Raw genomic sequence first — 19,237 nt, 5'->3', positions numbered from 1 at the left:
TGTGTAGCAAATCTGTCATTGGCCTGCGCTAGGCTCGCGGGCTTGAATGCCCCCCCTTGAGTTTGCGTCCATGGTCCGAGGCCTGTTGTGCGTTGCCCTGCTGTTTGTCACCGTTACCGCCCGCGCCGAAACCTGGCCCGAAAAGGATTGGGCCATGGGCACACCACTCAATGGCCCCGCTGTCGATGCACTGGACGCCTACGCTTTCCCGCCCCGTGACGACACCACCCGCCAAGGCATTCGTACCGATGCGCTGCTGGTCATTCGTGATGGCGAAATCATCTACGAACGCTACGCCGCGCCAACCACCGCCAGCACGCCGCACCTGACCTGGTCGGTGAGCAAAAGCCTGATGGCCACCGTGCTCGGCGTGGCCTACGGCGAAAACCGCTTCAAGCTGAGCGACCCCGTTGCGCGTTTCTACCCGCCGATGAAGCAGCATCCCAAGGTGACCATGGCCGACCTGCTGCACTGGGCCTCGGGCCTGGACTGGCAGGAAGACTATGAGTACGCACCGTTGAAATCCTCGGTGGTGGCGATGCTCTACACCCGAGGCCGTGGCGATATGGCCGAGTTTGCCGCCAATACCGACGCTGCTGCTGCCCCGGGCCAGGCGTTTCGTTATTCCAGTGGCGACAGCAACATCTTGTCTGCGGCCCTCAAAGGCATGCTCGGCCACAAGGCGTATATGAGCTATCCGTGGGATGCGTTATTCAAGCCGTTGGGCATCCGCAATGCGACGTGGGAAACCGATGCTGATGAAACCTTTGTCGCCTCGTCCTATGCCTACCTCACCGCCCGCGATTTGGCGCGTGTCGGGCTACTGATGGCACGGGACGGGCGTTGGGGCGAGCAACAGTTGCTGCCTGAAGAATGGGTGGCCTTCAATCGCCAGCCGTTCGACAAATACAAAAGCGGCCAGGATGAAGCGGTCCCCGGCGGCCAGTGGTGGCTCAACACAGGCGCGCCCAGACCTTGGCCCGATGCCCCCACCAACACCTTCGCCGCTCTCGGCCACTGGGGCCAGGCATTGTTTGTGCTGCCCGACGAACACCTGGTGATCGTGCGCTACGGCGATGATCGCGACGGCAGCTACCGGCATAACGAACTGCTCAAGCGCGTACTGGCGGCGGTGCAGCCATGATCCGCCGTCGGCCGTTTACCAGTCTGTTTCTGCTGCTGTTGCTCGCCCTGCTGGGCTGGATCTGGCACGAGCGCGTCAACCTGCAAGCCTTCCCCGACATCATCGCGGCGTACACCGCCAAGGAGTATTGCTCGTGCCGGTATGTGGAGAACAACCCTGCGCAGTATTGCCGTGGGTATGTGAAGCAGTACGTGCCGACCAGTGCGCTGATCGACACGCCTGAGCGCAGCGAAGTGACGGCGAGTGGGTTGGGGCGTACGCATACGGCTAGGTGGTTGGGGGAGCGGCAGGGGTGTCGCCTGACTCCCTGACACCCCACATTACCCCTGTGGGAGCGGGCTTGCTCGCGAAGGCGGTGGGTCAGTCAACTTACGTATTGGCTGGTATTGCGCCTGATTCTTTGATTTTGAGGGCTTCCACAAGCGGAACCCCGGCGTTGACGCGGAACAGTTTCAGAGGGCTTTTGTTTTCTCCGCAGTCTGCGAAGGTGGCGGCGCCGATGGTTTCGGCTGATAGAGCATTTGGCATAGCAGAGTCCTTTTGCATGAACAAAAAGAGCTGCCACTTACGTTTCCAGGCGAAGGGTGGCAGCTGTACGCGGGCTGGAAACCGAGGCAAATGGCTGTTGTGTTTAGCGAGCATGCTTATGGCAGCGGCGGGTCAGTTAGAAATGTTTTGGCTGGCACTCAGTCATCGGGGGCAAGCCCCCTCCCACATTTTGATCTCCAGAGATTTTAAGTAAATGGTTGGCCTAGGTTCCACAGGGTGGAACCACCTTTGATTGTCCTCAGGCCCACATCGCGGTTAGCTGGCGGTGTGTCGCCAACAAGAACGGGAACACCCGCCTGTGAGGAGAATCACCATGCGCCCACACCAGCACATTCTGGATTGGCTCAGCGACGTCGCCAGCGACTTGCACGCTGTGCGTCACGATATCCATGCCCATCCTGAGCTTGGCTTTGAAGAGAACCGTACCTCGGCACTGGTCGCGCAGTCATTGCGGGAGTGGGGGTATGAGGTGCATACCGGTATCGGCAAGACCGGTGTGGTCGGCGTGCTGCGTAACGGCAGCAGCTCGCGCACGCTGGGCATTCGCGCCGATATGGACGCCTTGCCCATTATCGAAAATACCGGCGCGGTCTATACCAGCCAGCATGCCGGTTGCATGCACGCCTGCGGGCATGATGGCCATACCACCATGTTGCTCGGCGCTGCCCGCTACCTGGCGGCGACGCGGCAATTTGACGGCACCCTGAATCTGATTTTCCAACCCGCCGAAGAAGGCCAGGGCGGTGCCGAGGCGATGTTGGCGGATGGACTGCTGGAGCGTTTTCCCTGTGATGGGTTGTTCGGCATGCACAATATGCCGGGTTTGCCGGCGGGGCATCTGGGATTAAGAGTTGGCCCGATGATGGCGTCCCAGGACTTGCTCACGGTCACCCTCGAAGGCGTCGGCGGCCATGGTTCCATGCCGCACCTCACGGTCGATCCATTGGTGGCTGCCGCGAGTATGGTCATGGCCTTGCAGACGGTAGTGGCGCGCAATATCGATACCCAGGAAGCCGCCGTGGTCACCGTCGGCGCCTTGCAGGCCGGCCAGGCTGCCAACGTGATTCCCCAGCAAGCGTTATTGCGCCTGAGCCTGCGCGCACTCAACCCCAAGGTGCGTGAACAAATGCTGGAGCGGGTCAACGCGATCATCCAGACCCAGGCCGCCAGCTTCGGCTGCACGGTACAGATCGAACACCGCCCGGCCTATCCGGTGCTGGTCAACCATGCCGAAGAAACCGAGTTTGCCCGCCAGGTCGGCGTGGCCTTGCTCGGCGCCGACGCCGTGGACGGCAACACCCGCACGCTGATGGGCAGCGAAGACTTCGCCTGGATGTTGCAGCGCTGCCCTGGCAGCTACCTGTTCATCGGCAATGGCGTATCGCGGCCGATGGTGCATAACCCCGCCTATGACTTCAACGACGACATCCTGCTGACCGGCGCCGCCTATTGGGGCGCACTGGCCGAGAGCTGGCTCAAGCCCGCCTGACAACCGCACTTTTTCTGCCGCTGGACCCTTTCCCTTATCGGTTGAATGGAGTGTTCCTCATGCAGACTTCAAAACCTGGCGTTTCCCGCACCCGCCAAGTGGTGGCGGCCGTGATCGGCAACGCGTTGGAGTGGTACGACTTTATCGTCTATGGCTTTCTGGCCAGCATCATCGCCCGGCAATTCTTCCCCTCCGAGGATGAATACGCTTCGCTGCTGATGGCCTTGGCCACCTTTGGCGTGGGCTTTTTCATGCGCCCAGTGGGCGGCATCCTGTTGGGCATCTACTCCGACCGCAAAGGCCGCAAGGCGGCGATGCAATTAATTATCCGGCTGATGACCGTGTCCATCGCGCTGATCGCCTTTGCGCCAAACTATGCCGCCATCGGCATGGGCGCGCCGCTGCTGATCGTGGTGGCGCGCATGCTCCAGGGCTTTGCCACCGGCGGGGAATACGCCAGTGCCACGGCGTTCCTGGTGGAAAGTGCGCCGGCCCATCGCAAGGGCTTGTACGGCTCGTGGCAACTGGTGGGGCAGTGCCTGGCGGTGTTTGGTGGGGCGGCGATGGTGGCGCTGGTCACGCATTTCTTTTCCCCCGAAACCCTCGACCTGTGGGGCTGGCGCCTGCCGTTTGTGCTGGGCTTGTTGATCGGCCCGGTGGGGTTGTGGATTCGTCGGCACATGGAAGACCCGGAAGAGTTCATTGAGGCGCGCAGAAACGCGACCGGCCCGGCGCCGAGCCTGATGAATGTGTTGCGTGATCATCGCCGCAGCATCCTGGTGTCCATGGGCCTGGCCTGTGGGGCGACGGTGTCGTTCTATGTGGTGCTGGTGAACATGCCGACCTTCGCCCACAAGAACCTCGGCCTGCCGTTGGATCAGGTACTGATGGTGCAGATGTTTGCGGTGGCGCTGATGACCGTGGTGATTCCGTTGTCCGGCCTGCTTTCGGATCGCCTGGGGCGGCGGCCGGTGCTGATGGCGTTCACCCTGGCCTTCTTCGTGATGGTCTACCCGCTCTATGTGTGGGTGGCCGCCGCGCCGTCCATCGAACGTTTGCTGGTAATGCAAGTGATGCTGTGCACCGCCATCGGCGGGTTCTTCGGCCCGGCACCGACCGCCTTGGCCGAGCAGTTTCCCATCGAGGTGCGCTCCACCGGCGTGTCGGTGGCCTATAACGTGGCGGTGATGGTGTTCGGTGGTTTTGCACCGTTGATCGTGACTTGGCTGAGCAAGGTGCTGGGTACACCCGTAGCCCCGGCGTTTTATGTGCTGTTCGCTTGCGTGCTGACGCTGCTGGGCACTTACTGCATGCACGAGGCACCGCGGGCAAAAAAACCGCTGCCGTTTTCAAGCGAGGTGAAGCCTTGAGCATTGTTGATTGGGATGCCACGCAACTGTCGCGGGCGATCCATGGGCGGCAAGTGTCGTGTGAAGAGGTGATGCAGGCGTACCTGGCGCAGATCCAGCGTTTTAATCCCAAGGTAAATGCGCTGGTGTCGTTGCGCGACAGCGATGCCGTGCTGGCCGAGGCGAGAGCCTGTGATCGTGAGCTGGACCAGGGCCACTCCCGCGGCTGGATGCATGGCATGCCCCAGGCGATCAAGGACCTGGCGGCGACCCAAGGCTTGCGCACCACCCTGGGCTCACCGTTGTTTGCCGAGCATGTGCCGAATGAAGACGCCATCAGTGTGGCGCGGGTGCGGGCCAGTGGCGCGATCATTATCGGCAAGACCAACGTGCCGGAATTCGGCCTGGGCTCCCATACCTACAACACGCTGTTCGGCACCACCGGCAATGCTTATGACCCGCGCCTGTCGGCCGGCGGCAGCAGCGGCGGGGCGGCGGTGGCCCTGGCGCTGCGCATGCTGCCGGTGGCTGATGGCAGCGACATGATGGGCTCGCTGCGCAACCCGGCGGCGTTCAATAATGTGTTCGGCTTGCGCCCGTCCCAGGGGCGCGTGCCCCACGGGCCGATGCCGGAACTGTTCGTACAGCAGTTGGGCACCGAAGGCCCGATGGGCCGCAGCGTAACGGATGTGGCGCGGTTGCTGAGCATTCAGGCCGGTTACGACCCACGGGTGCCGTTGTCATCCAAGGACGATCCCGCTGTGCTGGGCCAGCCGTTGCAGCGCGACTTCAACGGCATGCGCCTCGGTTGGCTGGGTGACTACGACGGTTATCTGCCGATGGAAGATGGCCTGATGAGCCTGTGCGAAACGGCCCTGGGTGACTTCGCCGAGCTTGGCTGCGAAGTAGAAAGCTGCCAGCCGGACTTTTCAATGGCGCGACTGTGGCGCTGCTGGCTGGTACACCGCCATTGGCTGGTGCACGGCAACCTCGGCGCGGCTTATGCCAACCCCAGGAAACGCGCACTGCTCAAGCCCGAAGCGCAATGGGAAGTGGAGGGCGGCCTGGGCTTGAGCGCCCAGCAGGTGTACCAGGCTTCGGTGGATCGTAGCGAGTGGTATAGAGCCCTGACCAAGCTATTCGAACGTTACGACTTCCTGCTGCTGCCTACCGCCCAAGTGTTCCCTTTCGACGCACAACGAGCGTGGCCGTGTCATGTGGCCGGGCGCGAAATGGATACCTATCACCGCTGGATGGAAGTGGTGATCGGCCCAACCCTGGCCGGCTTGCCGAGCATGAGTATCCCCGTGGGCTTCAACTCCCGGGGCCTGCCCATGGGTCTGCAAATCATCGGCCCGGCCCAGGCGGACCGCGCCGTGTTGCAATTGGCCTATGCCCATGAACAGCTGACCCAATGGGTACGACGCCGGCCGCCGGAATGTCTTGCAGCGACCGGCTGAGCCGCGACCGGGCCTGCATCTTGCTGTGAAAATGATCATCCACCGGCAACAGGGAGATCGAACATGGACACAGGCACCGTACGCTCGGTTGAGCGCGCACTGGCAATCGTCGAGTTGCTGGGTGAGCACCAGGCCCTGGGGCTGGAGGAGCTGCACTACCTCACGCGCCTGCCCAAGGCCACGGTGTCGCGCATGTTGCTGACCTTGCAGGAACAGGGCTGGGTCTATCGCGGCCTGAGTGATCGGCGCTACCGCCTGCGTGCCCGGCGTTTGTTCGGCGATACCCAGCAACGCTTCAGGCGCCAGGTGGTGGAAAGCGCGGCGCCGTGCTTGGTGGAGCTCAGCGAACGTACCGGCTTGGTGGTGGACTTGTCCTGCTTCGACGGCGAGCGTCTGGAAGTCATGGAGAGCGCGATTCCCAGCGTGTTGCGCAAGCTGTACCCGAACAACTGCCAGATCGTCGGTCAGTACGCCAGCCTGTTTCACTCGGCGATGGGCAAGGCCTGCCTGACGCAATTGCCGGCTGACGAAGTACAGCGCCTGGCAGGCCGCAATCATGTGGCGGCAGACGAGCAATATCGCGCATGCGAGCAATCCCAGCACCAGGGCTTCGGCCAGCGTACCGAAGGCTATTGGGAATACCCGGTGCGTTTGCCCTTCCTGATCCGGGCGGTGGCGCTGCCGGTGCGCGCCAATGGCCGCCTTGTGGGGAGCATGGCGTTGCATTGGCCGATGCATCAGGCGCCTGTGGAGAGGGTGTTGAACCTGCATATGGCCAGCCTTGAACAGGCGGTGTGCGAAGTGCAGCGAACGCTGGATTAAAAACACTGCAAAACCCTGTGGGAGCTGGCTTGCCTGCGATGGCGATGTATCAGTCAACCATTTCTCGCCTGGCACACCTCTATCGCAGGCAAGCCAGCTCCCACATTGAATTTGCGCCGGTTGTGAGATTGCGCTTAAGGTTCGTCCAGGTTTTTTGCCCCACGAGTCCCTATGTTCAACGTCAAACCTCTGGTCTTCACGCTGCTGGCCTGTGCAGCAGTGCCTGCCCACGCCGACTGGTACCTGGATAACGAATCCTCACGCCTGTCCTTCGTCACCACTAAAAACACCGAGGTGGCTGAAGTCCAGCGCTTCCTGGTATTGCATGGCAAGGTCGACGCCAAAGGCGCGGCTCGGCTGGAAGTGGAGCTGGACTCAATCAACAGCGGTATTCCGTTGCGCGACGAGCGCATGCGCAAGGAGCTGTTCCAGATCAAGAGCTTCCCCGAAGCGCAGATCAGCACACAGATCAATCTGCAACCGATCAACGACCTGGCGCCCGGCGCGCAGTTGGAATTGCGCCTGCCGCTGAGCGTTACCCTGCACGGCAAGACCCAGACCTACAGCGCCGAATTGCTCGCCACGCGCCTGGATGAGCGGCGCTTCCAGGTGGTGACCCTGGAGCCGGTGGTGTTGCATGCCGAGGATTTCGACCTGGCGCCGGGCGTAGCGGCGTTGCGCAAGGCTGCCGGGCTTAAGTCGATCAGCCTGTCGGTGCCGGTGGGTGCGGTACTGATTTTCACGGCGCGCTGACATGAGCGGCGCAGTGTTCCCGTGGCGCAGCGCCAATCAGTTTGAATTGCTGATAGACGGGCCGAGTTTCTTCCCGCAGATGCTGGTGGGCATTGCCCGGGCCGAGCAGCAGGTCGATCTTGAATTGTATTTGGTCGAAGCCGGGGCCTGTGCCGACGCCATGGTGCAGGCGCTGGTGCTGGCCGCCGAGCGCGGCGTGCAGGTGCGCTGCCTGTTTGATGACTACGGCAGCCTGGCGTTTACCCTCGGGCTGCGCAAGCGCTTGATCGATGCGGGCGTGGAGCTGCGCTTTTACAATCGCCTGAACTGGCGGCGCTGGATGCGCAACCTGTACCGCGACCACCGCAAGCTGTTGCTGATCGACCAGGGTGTCGCCGTGGTCGGCGGCACGGGCGTCACCGATGAGTTCTGGACGCCAGGGCAAGACAGCGCCGACTGGCATGAAGTGATGGTGCAGATCAGCGGCCCGCTGGTGCTGGACTGGCAGGCGCTGTTCGACCGTCAATGGCACGCCAACGCGGCGCGCCGTGAATGGAAACCGGCGACCCATTTCGGTTTGCCGCGCCTGCCCAAGGTGCCTGCGATGGGCCCCGGCCTGGGTCGTGTGGCCTATGCCGACGCCCGTCAACACCGGGATATCCTGCAATCGCTGATCCGCGCCTTGAACAGCAGCAAGGGGCGGATCTGGCTGGCGACGCCTTACTTCCTGCCGACCTGGAGCGTCCGCCGTGCCTTGCGCAGGGCGGCCGGGCGGGGCGTGGATGTGCGTTTGCTGCTCACCGGGCCACGTACCGATCACCCGTCAGTACGCTACGCCGGCCATCGTTATTACCCGCGTCTGCTGCGATCAGGCGTGCAGATCTTTGAATACCAGCCGTGCTTTCTGCACCTGAAAATGGTGCTGGTGGATGATTGGGTGAGCATTGGTTCATGCAACTTCGATCACTGGAACCTGCGCTTCAACCTGGAAGCCAACCTCGAAGCCCTGGACCCGGGATTGACGGCGGCGGTGGTGAGCAGTTTCGAAGTGGATTTTGCCCAAAGCCAGGTAGTGAGCCTGGAGGCCTGGAAGGCGCGGCCGTTGTGGAAGCGGGTGAAGCAGCGGGTGTGGGGGTGGATTGATCGGTTGGTGGTGAACTTGCTGGATCGGCGCGGCTAGGCGGGTCACCTCAACCCAATGTGGGAGCTGGCTTGCCTGCGATGGCGGTGGTGAATATTCCACCGCTATCGCAGGCAAGCCAGCTCCCACACCGACCGTGTTTACAGCTTCAGATCAGAGCAGTTCGAAGGTTTGTTGCTGCACATCCTGGGAATCCAGCCCGATCTGCACATTGAACTCACCCGGTTCCGCCGCGAACTTAAGCTGGGCGTTGTAGAACTTCAAGTCCTCCTCGGTGATGGTGAAGTGCAGCGTGCGTTCTTCGCCGGCCTTGAGCATGACCTTCTGGAAGTTCTTCAGCTCCTTGATCGGGCGGATCATCGAGCCGGCCACGTCCTGGATATACAACTGCACCACGGTTTCGCCATCGACCTTGCCGGTGTTCTTCACCGTGACGCTGGCGTCGAGCTTGCCGGTCTTGTTCAGGGTGGTGGACGACAGCGCCATGTCCGCCAGGCTGAATGTGGTGTAGCTCAGGCCATAGCCAAATGGAAACAGGGGACCTGTGGTGTCATCGAAGTACTGCGAGGTGTAGTTGCCCGGCTTGCCTGGGGTGAATGGCCGGCCAATGGTCAGGTGGTTGTAGTAGGTGGGAATCTGCCCCACCGAACGCGGGAAGGTGATCGGCAGCTTACCCGACGGGTTGTAGTCACCGAACAGCACGTCGGCGATGGCGTTGCCGCCTTCGGTGCCGGCGAACCAGGTTTCCAGGATCGCGTCGGCCTGCTGGCTCTCGTCGAGGATCGACAGCGGACGGCCGTTCATCAGCACCAAAACCAACGGTTTGCCGGTAGCTTTCAGGGCCTTGATCAGGTCGCGCTGGCTTTGCGGGATGTTCAGGTCGGTGCGGCTCGACGACTCGTGGGACATGCCACGGGACTCGCCCACCGCCGCGACGATCACGTCGGCATTCTTTGCCGCTTTCACTGCTTCGTCGATCAGCACTTGGGCCGGGCGCGGGTCATCCACCACTTCCGGGGCATCGAAGTTAAGGAAGTTGAGGTAATCGAGCACCGCCTTGTCGCCGGTGATGTTGGCGCCGCGGGCATAGATCACTTTGCCCTTCTCGCCGATCACCGCGTTCATGCCGTCGAGCAGGGTCACCGATTGCGCAGGTCGGCCGGCTGCAGCCCAGCTGCCCATCATGTCGATCGGCGCCTTGGCCAACGGGCCGACCAGGGCGATGGTCGCGGACTTTTTCAGCGGCAGGGTTTCGTTGTGGTTTTTCAGCAACACCAGGCTACGGCGTGCGATATCCCGGGCCTCGGCGCGGTGCAGGCGGCTGTCGGCGTAGGTGTCGACCGGGTCATCCTCGGCCTTGCCGATGCGCAGGTACGGGTCCTTGAACAGGCCCATGTCGTACTTGGCGCCGAGCACTTCGCGCACGGCATTGTCGATGTCGCTCTGCTCGATCTCGCCGGACTTGAGCAGCCCGGGCAATTCCTTGCCGTACAGCGAGTCGTTCATGCTCATGTCGATGCCGGCCTTGATCGCCAGCTTGGCAGCTTCGCGCCCGTCCTTGGCCACGCCGTGCTTGATCAGTTCGACGATCGCGCCGTGGTCGCTGACGGTCAGGCCCTTGAAGCCCCAGTCCCTGCGCAGCAGGTCGTTCATCAGCCAGGTGTTGGCGGTGGCGGGCACGCCGTTGATCGAGTTCAGCGCCACCATCACGCCGCCGGAGCCGGCCTTGATCGCCGCGTGGTAAGGCGGCAGGTAGTCCTGGTACATCTTGACCGGGCTCATATCGACCACGTTGTAGTCGCGCCCGCCTTCCACCGCGCCATACAGGGCGAAGTGCTTGACGCTGGCCATCAGGCTGTCGGCATTTGCGGGGCTGGTACCCTGGAACGCCTTGACCATGACTTCGGCAATGCGCGAGACCAGGTAGGTATCTTCGCCGAACCCTTCGGAGGTGCGGCCCCAGCGTGGGTCGCGGGAGATATCGACCATGGGCGCAAAGGTGATGTCGAGGCTGTCGGCAGCGGCTTCCTGGGCGGCGATGCGCCCGGAGCGGCCGATGGCGTCCATGTCCCAGCTGGAAGCCAGGGCCAGGCTGATCGGGAAAATCGTGCGGTGGCCGTGGATCACGTCGTAGGCGAAGAACATCGGGATCTTCAAGCGGCTGCGCATGGCCGCGTCCTGCATCGGACGGTTTTCCGGGCGGGTGATGGAGTTGAACGTGCCACCGATGCGGCCGGCGGCGATTTCCTGGCGGATCAGTTCCCGGGGCATTTCCGGGCCTATGCTGATCAGGCGCAACTGGCCGATCTTTTCATCCAGAGTCATTTGCTTGAGCAGGTCGCTGACGAAGGCGTCCTTGTCTTTAAGCGCAGCAGGCTTTGTTTCTGCCCATACGGGGTGGGTGGCCAGAGTGGCAACAAGGCCGAGCAAACACAGCTTTTTCATGAATATCCTTTTTCGGCTACTGCGCAGCATTGAAACAGATGCTGTCGGCCAAAATGTGGGGAACGTCTATTGTTGTTCGGGTGTTGTTCAGATAAATGCAGCACACTCTGAACTCTTTTTCGCGCTGGGCATCTTTGTAGCTGATTGGCTCGATGCATGCCAGTGGTGGCGGATTATGCCCCAAGCGCGTCGTTTGTAGGGTTAGTCATCAAATTCCATCGAGATCGGGCAGGAGAAACACCATGCAAGCAGCACAACATTACCGCTGGGGCTTCAAGGCTGCGGCTTTGCTACTGATCAGCAGCGTGCTGAGCGGTTGCGGCATCAACAACATCCCGACCCTGGACGAACAGGCCAAGGCGGCCTGGGGCCAGGTGCAGAACCAGTACCAGCGCCGTGCCGACCTGATCCCCAACCTGGTGGAGGTGGTCAAGGGTTACGCCGCCCATGAACAAGACACCCTGACCGCGGTGATTGAAGCGCGGGCCAAGGCCACCTCGATCCAGGTGGATGCCAGCACCCTGGACAACCCGGAAAAACTCAAGCAGTTCCAGCAAGCGCAGGATGGCCTGAGCGGTGCACTCAGCCGCTTGATGGTGGTGTCCGAGCGTTACCCGGACCTCAAGGCCAACCAGAACTTCCTGGCCCTGCAGTCCCAGCTTGAAGGCACCGAGAACCGGATCGCCGTGGCTCGTCGTGATTTCATCCAGGCCGTGCAAGCCTACAACACCGAAATCCGCACCTTCCCTGGCCGCCTGTGGCACACCGTGATGTACAGCGACCTGCCGATCCGCGCCACGTTTGAAGCCACCAGTGCCGACGCCGATAAAGCGCCGCAAGTGAAGTTCAAATAAGGCAGCGCTGAGGTGTCGATGCGTTTATTACGGATAGGCCTGGCGTTGTGGCTGTTGGCCTGCGTGGGCGTGGCCCAGGCAGCGTTGACCTTCCCGGCGCTGAGCGGGCGTGTGGTGGACAGCGCCCAGATGATCGATCCGGCGGTGCGCGAGCAACTGACCCAGCAGTTGCAGGCGCTGGAGCAAAGCTCGGGCGACCAGCTCGTGGTGGTCACCGTGCCCGACCTGCAGGGCGTGCCCATTGAAGACTACGGTTATCAATTGGGTCGCCAGTGGGGCATTGGCCAGAAGGGCAAGGACAACGGCGCGCTGCTGATCGTCTCCCGTGATGACCGCAAAGTGCGCATCGAAGTCGGTTACGGCCTGGAAGGTGTGCTGACGGATGCGCAATCCTGGGTGATCATCAATCAGGTGATCCTGCCCAAGTTCAAGGCCGGTAACTTCAGCCAGGGCATCAGCGACGGCGTGGCCGCGATGCTGCAGGTGGTGGGCGGCGAACCCTTGGCGGTGCCAGCCCATGTGGCGGATGCGAATTTCGCCAAGGATAATCCAGGGTTCTCCATCGGTTTGTTTATCCTGCTGATCGGCGTGTTGTGGCTGTGCAATCGCATGGGCCTGCCGGTGGGCGCTATCCTGCTGGCCATTCTCAGCAGCAGCGCACGCGGCGGCGGTGGGGGAGGCGGTGGCGGCGGTTTCCGGGGCGGCGGCGGTGGCTTCGGCGGCGGCGGGGCTTCGGGGGGCTGGTAATGACAATAACGAGAAAAGAGCATCTACAACCATGGCATTACTGACTGAACACGAGCAACGCCAAGTCGCCGAAGCCATCGCCCGGGTCGAGAAAACCACCGACGCGGAGTTGGTGACCGTGCTGGCGGCGCGGGCCGACGACTACGCCTACATCCCGTTGTTGTGGGCGAGTTTGATCGCGTTGGTGGTGCCGGGGGTGGTGCATTACGTGTCGGGCTACCTGACGATGTACACCTTGCTGTTGGCGCAATGGGCGACGTTCATTGTGTTGTGCCTGGTGTTTCGCTTACCCAAGGTCACCACGCGGCTGATCCCGCGTTCGGTTCGCCATTGGCGTGCCTCGAACCTGGCGCGCCGGCAGTTCCTGGAGCAGAACCTGCACCACACCGTGGGCAGCACCGGCGTGCTGATATTCGTCAGCGAGGCGGAGCGTTATGTGGAGATCCTGGTGGATGACGGGATTTCCCAGCGCCTGGATGACAGCAACTGGGATGCCATCGTCCAGGCGTTTACCCAGCAGGTGAAACAGGGCCAGACCCTGGCCGGGTTTATCGCCTGTGTCGAGGCCTGTGGCGAGTTGCTCAAGGTGCATGTGCCGGTGACGCAGACGCGCAATGAGCTGCCTAATCGCCTGGTCGTACTCGAATAGTTGCAACACCATAGATCCAAATGTGGGAGCGGGCTTGCTCGCGAATGTGCAGTGTCAGTCAATACATGTGTGGCTGACCCACCGCATTCGCGGGCACGCCCGCTCCCACATCGTGTTCGGTGTTGTCCAATCCAATTACCGTTGATCAAATAACCCCGTGCCCTGAGCCCCTATCCCCCCTAAAATGCCCGGCATTCTTTACCCGAGGCGTTTTTGTTCATGTCCTTCACCGCTCAACCCGCCCACCCTGCGCCGGATCACCATGCCCAGTTCATCGAACTGCTCGGCACCAGCCTGGCCCAGAACGCCTTTATCAAGCTGGTGCTGGCCAAGTACGTGGGCGATGAAGCCGAGTTGCAACGGCTGATCATCAAGCAGGTTGAGGTCAAGGACCAGCCGTGCCTGTCCTTCGTCTATCGCTACAAGACCCGCGACATCACCAAGAACTTCCCCGTGGCCGAGGGTGTGGCAGCGATTGCCGCGCTGTTGCCGGCGTCGTTCAAGAATGCGCACTTGCTGTCGCTGACCGACGAAGCCCAGTTGGAATACAGCAAGAAGAACAAAAGCTCGCTGTTCAAAAGCAAGCCGCAGCAACTGCGCGAGGCTCCGTCGGCCGAGCATAACCGTGAAAAGAACCGCTTCCTCGACCTGAGCCGGCCGTTCCTCGCCGACCTCGGCGTGACCGACGCCAAGCAGGCGCTGATCCCATCGATGTCGCGTAAGTGGAAGCAGATCAACAAGTTCATCGAAGTGTTCAGTCATGCGCTGACGACGTCGCCGCTGAGGCTCGATCAACCGGTGCGCGTTGCCGATTTCGGCTCGGGCAAGGGCTACCTGACCTTCGCCATCCATGACTACCTGCGCAATACCCTCAAGGCCGAGGGCGAGGTCACCGGCGTTGAATTGCGCGAAGACATGGTCACCCTGTGCAACAGCGCCGCCGCCCGCCTTGAACACCCGGGGCTGGTGTTTAAATGCGGGGATGTGCGCAGCGTGGCGCCGACCGAGCTGGACGTAATGATCGCCCTGCATGCCTGTGACGTTGCCACTGATTATGCGATTCACACCGGCATCCGTTCCGGCGCGTCGATCATCATGTGCTCGCCGTGCTGCCACAAGCAGATCCGCCTGCAAATCCAGAGCCCGGCGCTGCTCAAGCCGATGCTGCAATACGGCCTGCACCTGGGCCAGCAGGCGGAGATGGTCACCGACAGTTTGCGTGCGTTGTTCCTCGAAGCCTGCGGCTACGAGACCAAGGTGTTTGAGTTCATCTCGTTGGAACATACCAACAAGAACAAGATGATTCTTGCGGTCAAGCGTGCGCAACCTTTGGACAACGCGCAGTTGCTGGTGAAAATCCAGGAGCTCAAGGCGTTCTACCACATCACGGAACACTGCCTGGAAACCCTGCTGCGCGGGGATGGCTACCTGGCCTGAAGTGAGCGCGGTTCCCTGTGGTGGCTTGCCTGCGATGACGATGGTGGCTGTACCACCGCTATCGCAGGCAAGCCAACTCCCACATTTGGAATGCGTGTGTGGTCAGAAGAACCGCGTCACGCTGATCTTCGCATCGCGGCCCTTGGTGTAGGCGCGGTCGCCGCTCAAGGCCGGACGGAAGTTGCTGTTGAACAGGTTGTCCACGGTGAAGTTGACCTCGGTGCCTTTGAGGTACGCCTGTTGTGGTGCCCATTTGGCGAACAGGCCCTGGGTGTTGTAGCGCTTGTTGCCGTATTGGTCGAAGAACAAGTCACCCACACCGGAGCCCGGGCCACCGGAGTATTTATCACTGGGCAGGCGGTCGGTGGCGCCGATGAACTGGCCCATCCAGCCCACCTGGGCATCCCAGGCGGGGATGTGGGTACCCAAGACCAGCACCCATTTGGTCGGCGGGATATCCCGCGCTGCCACATCAGGGCCCCAGGGGTTGGTGTAGGCGCCTTGGTGCTGGCCCTTGGCATAGGCGAACGACACCGAGCCAAACAGGTAGGTGGAGTTATAGATCGACTCCAGCTCGACACCCTTGATGGTCATGCCACCGATATTGCGGTAGTTGGACATCGGCCCCGGCGGGCAGGCAGAGGCAATGCTGCCGCCGTTGATGGCCTGGTTCTGGCAACCCACGCCGGTGGCCTTGAAGATTTCGTCTTCGACTTTGTTGTGGAACAGGGTGGTACGCAGTTGCAGGTTGTCGTCCTGGGCGATCAGGTTGTCGAAGCTGGTGATATTGCCCAGTGTGATCGAGGTGATGCGTTCCGGGTCCAGGTCCACGCTGGTGGCGGTACGGCTGCCCAGGCCCTGGACTTCATATTGTTCGTCGATCACCGGCGCACGCCAGGTCTGGCTCCAGTTGGCGAACAGCCCGACGTTCGGCGTCACGGTCCAGAACAGCGCCAGGCGTGGCGACCAGCCTGTGTAGGTGCGGTCGCTGTAGTCGTGGCCAACGGCCGGGTCGGGGTTGTTGTAATAGGGCGCATCGTTGCCTTCGCCGCGGTTGCGCACATGGTCGTAGCGCAGGGACGGCGTGATTGTCACGTCGCCGATAGTCACCGCGTCCTGGACAAAGAAGCTATTGGTGTCGACCTTGCCGTGGGGCATGAAGCCCGGCTGGAAGTGCCCGTAGTTGTAGCGCGGCGTGTTGTAGGTGGTGCCGGGCATCCATATTTCGGTTTCGCGGATGTGTTTGCGGATCTGCCCGCCGACCGTCACCGCATGCTGCAAGGGCCCGGTATCGAACAGGCTGACGTTACGGATATCGAGGTTCTTGTCGGTATAGGACGTGTCCATCTTGCGCCCGCCGGTGGCCAGTTGGAAAAACGCCGTGGCGTCACGCTCGTCGGTCTGCTCGGTGTCGGACTGGGAATACTTGATGGTCAAGTCCACCAGCGGGTTGTCCAGGGGCTGGTATTCGTACTTGCCCGACCAGGTGGTGTCGACTGTGTCACGCAGGGCCAGGAAGCGTTTTAACGCCCCTTCGTAGCCGTAGCGGTCGATGTTGAACTGGGTGGGCGGCGTCGGATAGCTCGCGGCGGAAAACGGCGTCCAGCGGTTGCTATGGGAGCGCGAGTACGACAAGCCGACACTGTGCTCATCGGTGAAATGCGCGTTGACCTTGAATAGCTTGCCGTCCACATCCTGGGCGCTGTTGGGCAGGCGCTGGGGGTTGATGGGGTACTCGTTGTTCTCGTTGGGCAACTTGGCGGCCACCTTCATATCACCGCCGTCCCGTTGGGTCAGGTACGCCAGGGCGTCGAAGCGACCATCGTCGGTACGGCCATACACCGCACCGCTGTAGACCTGTTCATGGTCATTGCTGGAGTAGCCGTATTTGAGCATCGCGCCGCTATTGCGACCGTCCTTGAGCAGGTCCGGGGCGTCCTTGGTGATCATGTTGACCGTGCCACCGAAGCCGCCATTGCCGGTGAACGGCGAGTTCGGGCCTTTTTCCACTTCGATGCGCTTGATCAGCTCAGGCTCGATAAACACGGTGCCTTGCTGGTAGCGCTCGAAGCCAGTCTTGGTGGCGCCGTCGACGGTCAGCGGTACGTCTTCGGCATCTCCGAAACCACGGATGTTGATGGTCTGGCCGCCGGGTTTCAGCGAGCCGCCCTGGCTGACCCCGGGTAGGGTCTGCAACAGGCTCGGGATGTTATTGGACTGGTAGCGGTCGATATCGGCCTGGGTCAGGGTGGAGCGGTTGACCGTGCTGGAGTTCACTTCGTTGCCGGTGCCGATCACGCTCAACGTGTCCAGCTGGATCGCGCCGCTTTGGGTGGTCTTGCCTTCATCCGGGCGCACGACATAGGTGCTGCCGACCTTGATCAGGGTGAAGTCGCCATTCTTGAGCAGGGAGCGAATCGCCGCTTCCGCTGTGTAGTCACCGTTGAGTGCCGGCGCTTGCAGGTTCTTGAGCAGGCTTTCATCGAACAGCAGCTGGATTTGCGCCTGTTGCGCCACCTGGCTCAGGGACGTGGCCAGCGACTGGGCCGGCAGTTGCAGCTTGAACGACGCGGCCTGGGCGCTGAGGCTGAAGGCCAGGCAGGTAGCGATGAGCGTCGGTCGAAGAAACAGGTGCGAAGCGTGGCAAGGCGCGCGAAACATGAAATCCCCCGGTGCGGCTAAATAGCCAGAAAGGTGTGCGTATCAAACGCAGACAGGAGGGAGACGGGGCAGGCAAAAAAATCCACACATGCGAATGCAAGATATTCTCATGTGCGGATTTTGCAGGCTATTTGCTTGGCTCGATTCTCATAATGCCATCGGCCGACACTACGGTTTTCACCGGCAACAATGCGGGCAGGGCGTTGAGCAGGGCGTCCGGGTCATTCACATCAAGGTTGCCCGACACCTTGAGTTGGGCGACCGCCTTGTTGACCTGCAGTGGTTGTTGGGGGCGGTACAAGCTCAATTCGTCGACCAGGCCGGCCAGCTCGCGATTACGAAACGACAAGTGCCCGCTGCGCCAATCGGCCACTTCTTCGGCGCTGAGGGTTTGCTGTTGCAAGGTGCCCTTGGCGTAGTTGTAAGCAGCGCGTTGCCGGGCGCCGAGCAGGGTGACCGGGCTTTTGCCATCCGTTTCGAACGCCACTTGGCCATGGGCAACACTGACCACCAGTTGCTGCTGGCCGCGGCGCACATCAAAACGGGTGCCCACCACCCGTACGTTCGACTCGCCGGCCTGTACGTAGAGTGGGCGCTCCTTGTCGGCGGCCACTTCGATATACAGCTGGCCCTTGTCCAGGTGCAGGATGCGTTGGTGGGCGTTGAAGTCCACACGGATGCGGGTGTTGGCATTCACATACAAGCTGCTTCCATCGGGCAGGTTCAACATACGCATGCCCTTGGCCTGGGTGGCGATCTGGGTGTGATACAGCTCGCGGGGCGCGCCGAGAGGCGTCGCCAGCACGGCGCAGAGCAGGGCAGCGGCTACCGCCAGGGCAGGACGCCAGAGGCTGGGCTTGCGCTGGGGCAGCGGCACGGGTTTGTTCAGTTGTTGCAATTGGGCGAGGTCGGCCCACAGCTGTTCGAATTCGGCATAGGCCCGCGCGTGCGCAGGCACGGCCTGCCAGGCGGCAAAGGCTTTGCGGTCGGCGCGGCTCGCCTCGTTGCAGTTGCGTGCAAACCAGCTGGCGGCTTGGGCGTCGATGGAGTCGCTCGCTTCGATGTCCAGGGCGTCGATGTCGCTCAGGCGGTTCATTCTGGCTGCTCCGTGCCGGGGTCGGGTTGAAGGCGTCGCTTGCAATGCAGCAGGGCAAAGGCGATGTGCTTTTCTACCATGCTGGTCGAAATGCCCATGCGCTCGGCGATCTGCACCTGGCTCAGGCCTTCGAAGCGGTGCAGCATAAGGGCTTCTCGCCGGCGGGGCGAGAGTTCGGCAAGGACTTCTTTCAACTGTTCCAGGCGTTGCAGGCGCAGGGCGGCGGCCATGGGGTCGTGCTGCTCATCGGTGGCCGGCTCGGCGTCCATTTCGGCGGGGTCAGAGTGGACGGTCTGTCGTACCTTCTGCTTGCGCCAGTGATCGCGCAGCAGGTTGCGCGCCATCTGGAACAGAAACGCCCGTGGCTGCTCGACCTTGGCCCGGTCGCGGTAGCCCAGCCATTGGGTAAAGACATCCTGGGTCATGTCCGCCGCGTCGCTGGCGTTGTCCGTGCGTTTACGCAGGAAATACAGAATATCTGCATAAAACCCGCGACAGGCATCGGCCGACGACGGGTCGGGCTTGGGACGAGACATGGATATCCTTCTTGACGAAGCACGACGTGGAAAAGTCGCGAATGATATCGAGAATTATTGTCATTTGTCTCTATTTAAAGAATTTACTCGCCTAAATGTTGGAGGGGGCAAGCCCTCCAACATTTG

General features: G+C 61.7%; 17 protein-coding genes. 12 read left to right on the top strand and 5 right to left on the bottom strand.

Annotation, left to right across the window (positions count from 1 at the left end; translation table 11 throughout):
* Nucleotides 1-70: 70 nt before the first annotated feature.
* Both TU73_RS09585 and TU73_RS09580 read left to right on the top strand, forming a co-directional pair.
* A complete protein-coding gene (locus tag TU73_RS09585; RefSeq protein ID WP_057011988.1) occupies nt 71-1,144 on the top strand; it encodes a serine hydrolase domain-containing protein in 1,074 nt (357 codons plus the stop codon).
* Nucleotides 1,141-1,455: a hypothetical protein gene (locus TU73_RS09580; protein WP_057011987.1), complete on the top strand. Its 315-nt coding sequence runs from the start codon at nt 1,141-1,143 to the stop codon at nt 1,453-1,455. The genes TU73_RS09585 and TU73_RS09580 overlap by 4 nt, the downstream gene beginning before the upstream one ends.
* A 58-nt stretch (nt 1,456-1,513) precedes the next feature.
* Here TU73_RS09580 and TU73_RS28195 read toward each other — a convergent pair whose 3' ends face one another.
* Nucleotides 1,514-1,672, bottom strand: coding sequence for a DUF3077 domain-containing protein (locus TU73_RS28195; protein WP_082642569.1), 159 nt, complete (start codon nt 1,670-1,672; stop codon nt 1,514-1,516).
* A 334-nt stretch (nt 1,673-2,006) separates the two neighbouring features.
* On the opposite strand from TU73_RS28195, the gene TU73_RS09575 reads away from it, so the two are divergent.
* The 6 genes from TU73_RS09575 to TU73_RS09550 all read left to right on the top strand — a co-directional run bounded on the left by TU73_RS09575 (nt 2,007) and on the right by TU73_RS09550 (nt 8,725).
* On the top strand, nt 2,007-3,182 hold the full coding sequence (locus TU73_RS09575; RefSeq protein ID WP_057011986.1) for a M20 aminoacylase family protein: 1,176 nt from the start codon (nt 2,007-2,009) through the stop codon (nt 3,180-3,182).
* Nucleotides 3,183-3,241: 59 nt separating this feature from the next.
* Nucleotides 3,242-4,552, top strand: coding sequence for a citrate-proton symporter (locus TU73_RS09570; RefSeq protein ID WP_057011985.1), 1,311 nt, complete (start codon nt 3,242-3,244; stop codon nt 4,550-4,552).
* A complete protein-coding gene (locus tag TU73_RS09565) occupies nt 4,549-5,991 on the top strand; it encodes an amidase (RefSeq protein WP_057011984.1) in 1,443 nt (480 codons plus the stop codon). The genes TU73_RS09570 and TU73_RS09565 overlap by 4 nt, the downstream gene beginning before the upstream one ends.
* 63 nt (nt 5,992-6,054) lie before the next feature.
* The gene (locus TU73_RS09560) at nt 6,055-6,813 is read left to right on the top strand and encodes a helix-turn-helix domain-containing protein (RefSeq protein ID WP_057011983.1); all 759 of its coding nucleotides are present in this window, start codon (nt 6,055-6,057) and stop codon (nt 6,811-6,813) included.
* A gap of 171 nt (nt 6,814-6,984) precedes the next feature.
* Nucleotides 6,985-7,566, top strand: coding sequence for a YceI family protein (locus TU73_RS09555; protein WP_057011982.1), 582 nt, complete (start codon nt 6,985-6,987; stop codon nt 7,564-7,566).
* A 1-nt stretch (nt 7,567) separates the two neighbouring features.
* Complete coding sequence (locus tag TU73_RS09550) at nt 7,568-8,725, top strand: phospholipase D-like domain-containing protein (RefSeq protein ID WP_057011981.1); 1,158 nt, start codon at nt 7,568-7,570, stop codon at nt 8,723-8,725.
* Between the two features lie 114 nt (nt 8,726-8,839).
* On the opposite strand, the gene bglX is transcribed toward TU73_RS09550, so the two are convergent.
* The gene (bglX, locus tag TU73_RS09545; RefSeq protein WP_057011980.1) at nt 8,840-11,131 is read right to left on the bottom strand and encodes a beta-glucosidase BglX; all 2,292 of its coding nucleotides are present in this window, start codon (nt 11,129-11,131) and stop codon (nt 8,840-8,842) included.
* A 242-nt stretch (nt 11,132-11,373) separates the two neighbouring features.
* On the opposite strand from bglX, the gene TU73_RS09540 reads away from it, so the two are divergent.
* The 4 genes from TU73_RS09540 to TU73_RS09525 all read left to right on the top strand — a co-directional run bounded on the left by TU73_RS09540 (nt 11,374) and on the right by TU73_RS09525 (nt 14,818).
* Nucleotides 11,374-11,985, top strand: coding sequence for a LemA family protein (locus TU73_RS09540; protein WP_057011979.1), 612 nt, complete (start codon nt 11,374-11,376; stop codon nt 11,983-11,985).
* Nucleotides 11,986-12,003: 18 nt separating this feature from the next.
* Nucleotides 12,004-12,732 carry a TPM domain-containing protein gene (locus TU73_RS09535; RefSeq protein ID WP_057011978.1) on the top strand — a complete coding sequence of 243 codons (729 nt, stop codon included), beginning with the start codon at nt 12,004-12,006 and terminating at the stop codon, nt 12,730-12,732.
* Nucleotides 12,733-12,763: 31 nt separating this feature from the next.
* Nucleotides 12,764-13,381 carry a TPM domain-containing protein gene (locus tag TU73_RS09530; RefSeq protein WP_057011977.1) on the top strand — a complete coding sequence of 206 codons (618 nt, stop codon included), beginning with the start codon at nt 12,764-12,766 and terminating at the stop codon, nt 13,379-13,381.
* Between the two features lie 219 nt (nt 13,382-13,600).
* The gene (locus TU73_RS09525; RefSeq protein WP_057011976.1) at nt 13,601-14,818 is read left to right on the top strand and encodes a class I SAM-dependent methyltransferase; all 1,218 of its coding nucleotides are present in this window, start codon (nt 13,601-13,603) and stop codon (nt 14,816-14,818) included.
* A gap of 102 nt (nt 14,819-14,920) precedes the next feature.
* Here the strand turns inward: TU73_RS09525 and TU73_RS09520 are convergent, their stop codons facing one another.
* The 3 genes from TU73_RS09520 to TU73_RS09510 form a co-directional block, all read right to left on the bottom strand.
* Nucleotides 14,921-17,479 carry a TonB-dependent receptor gene (locus TU73_RS09520; protein ID WP_057011975.1) on the bottom strand — a complete coding sequence of 853 codons (2,559 nt, stop codon included), beginning with the start codon at nt 17,477-17,479 and terminating at the stop codon, nt 14,921-14,923.
* Between the two features lie 127 nt (nt 17,480-17,606).
* Nucleotides 17,607-18,575 carry a FecR family protein gene (locus TU73_RS09515; protein WP_057011974.1) on the bottom strand — a complete coding sequence of 323 codons (969 nt, stop codon included), beginning with the start codon at nt 18,573-18,575 and terminating at the stop codon, nt 17,607-17,609.
* Complete coding sequence (locus tag TU73_RS09510) at nt 18,572-19,111, bottom strand: RNA polymerase sigma factor (protein WP_057011973.1); 540 nt, start codon at nt 19,109-19,111, stop codon at nt 18,572-18,574. Before TU73_RS09510 ends, TU73_RS09515 begins: the two co-directional genes overlap by 4 nt.
* Nucleotides 19,112-19,237: the final 126 nt, after the last annotated feature.

It is taken from the genome of Pseudomonas libanensis (assembly GCF_001439685.1).
Lineage (GTDB): Bacteria > Pseudomonadota > Gammaproteobacteria > Pseudomonadales > Pseudomonadaceae > Aquipseudomonas > Aquipseudomonas libanensis.
The sequence above is the reverse complement of the archived record's forward strand: the minus strand, read 5'-3'. Positions and strand labels throughout refer to the sequence as shown.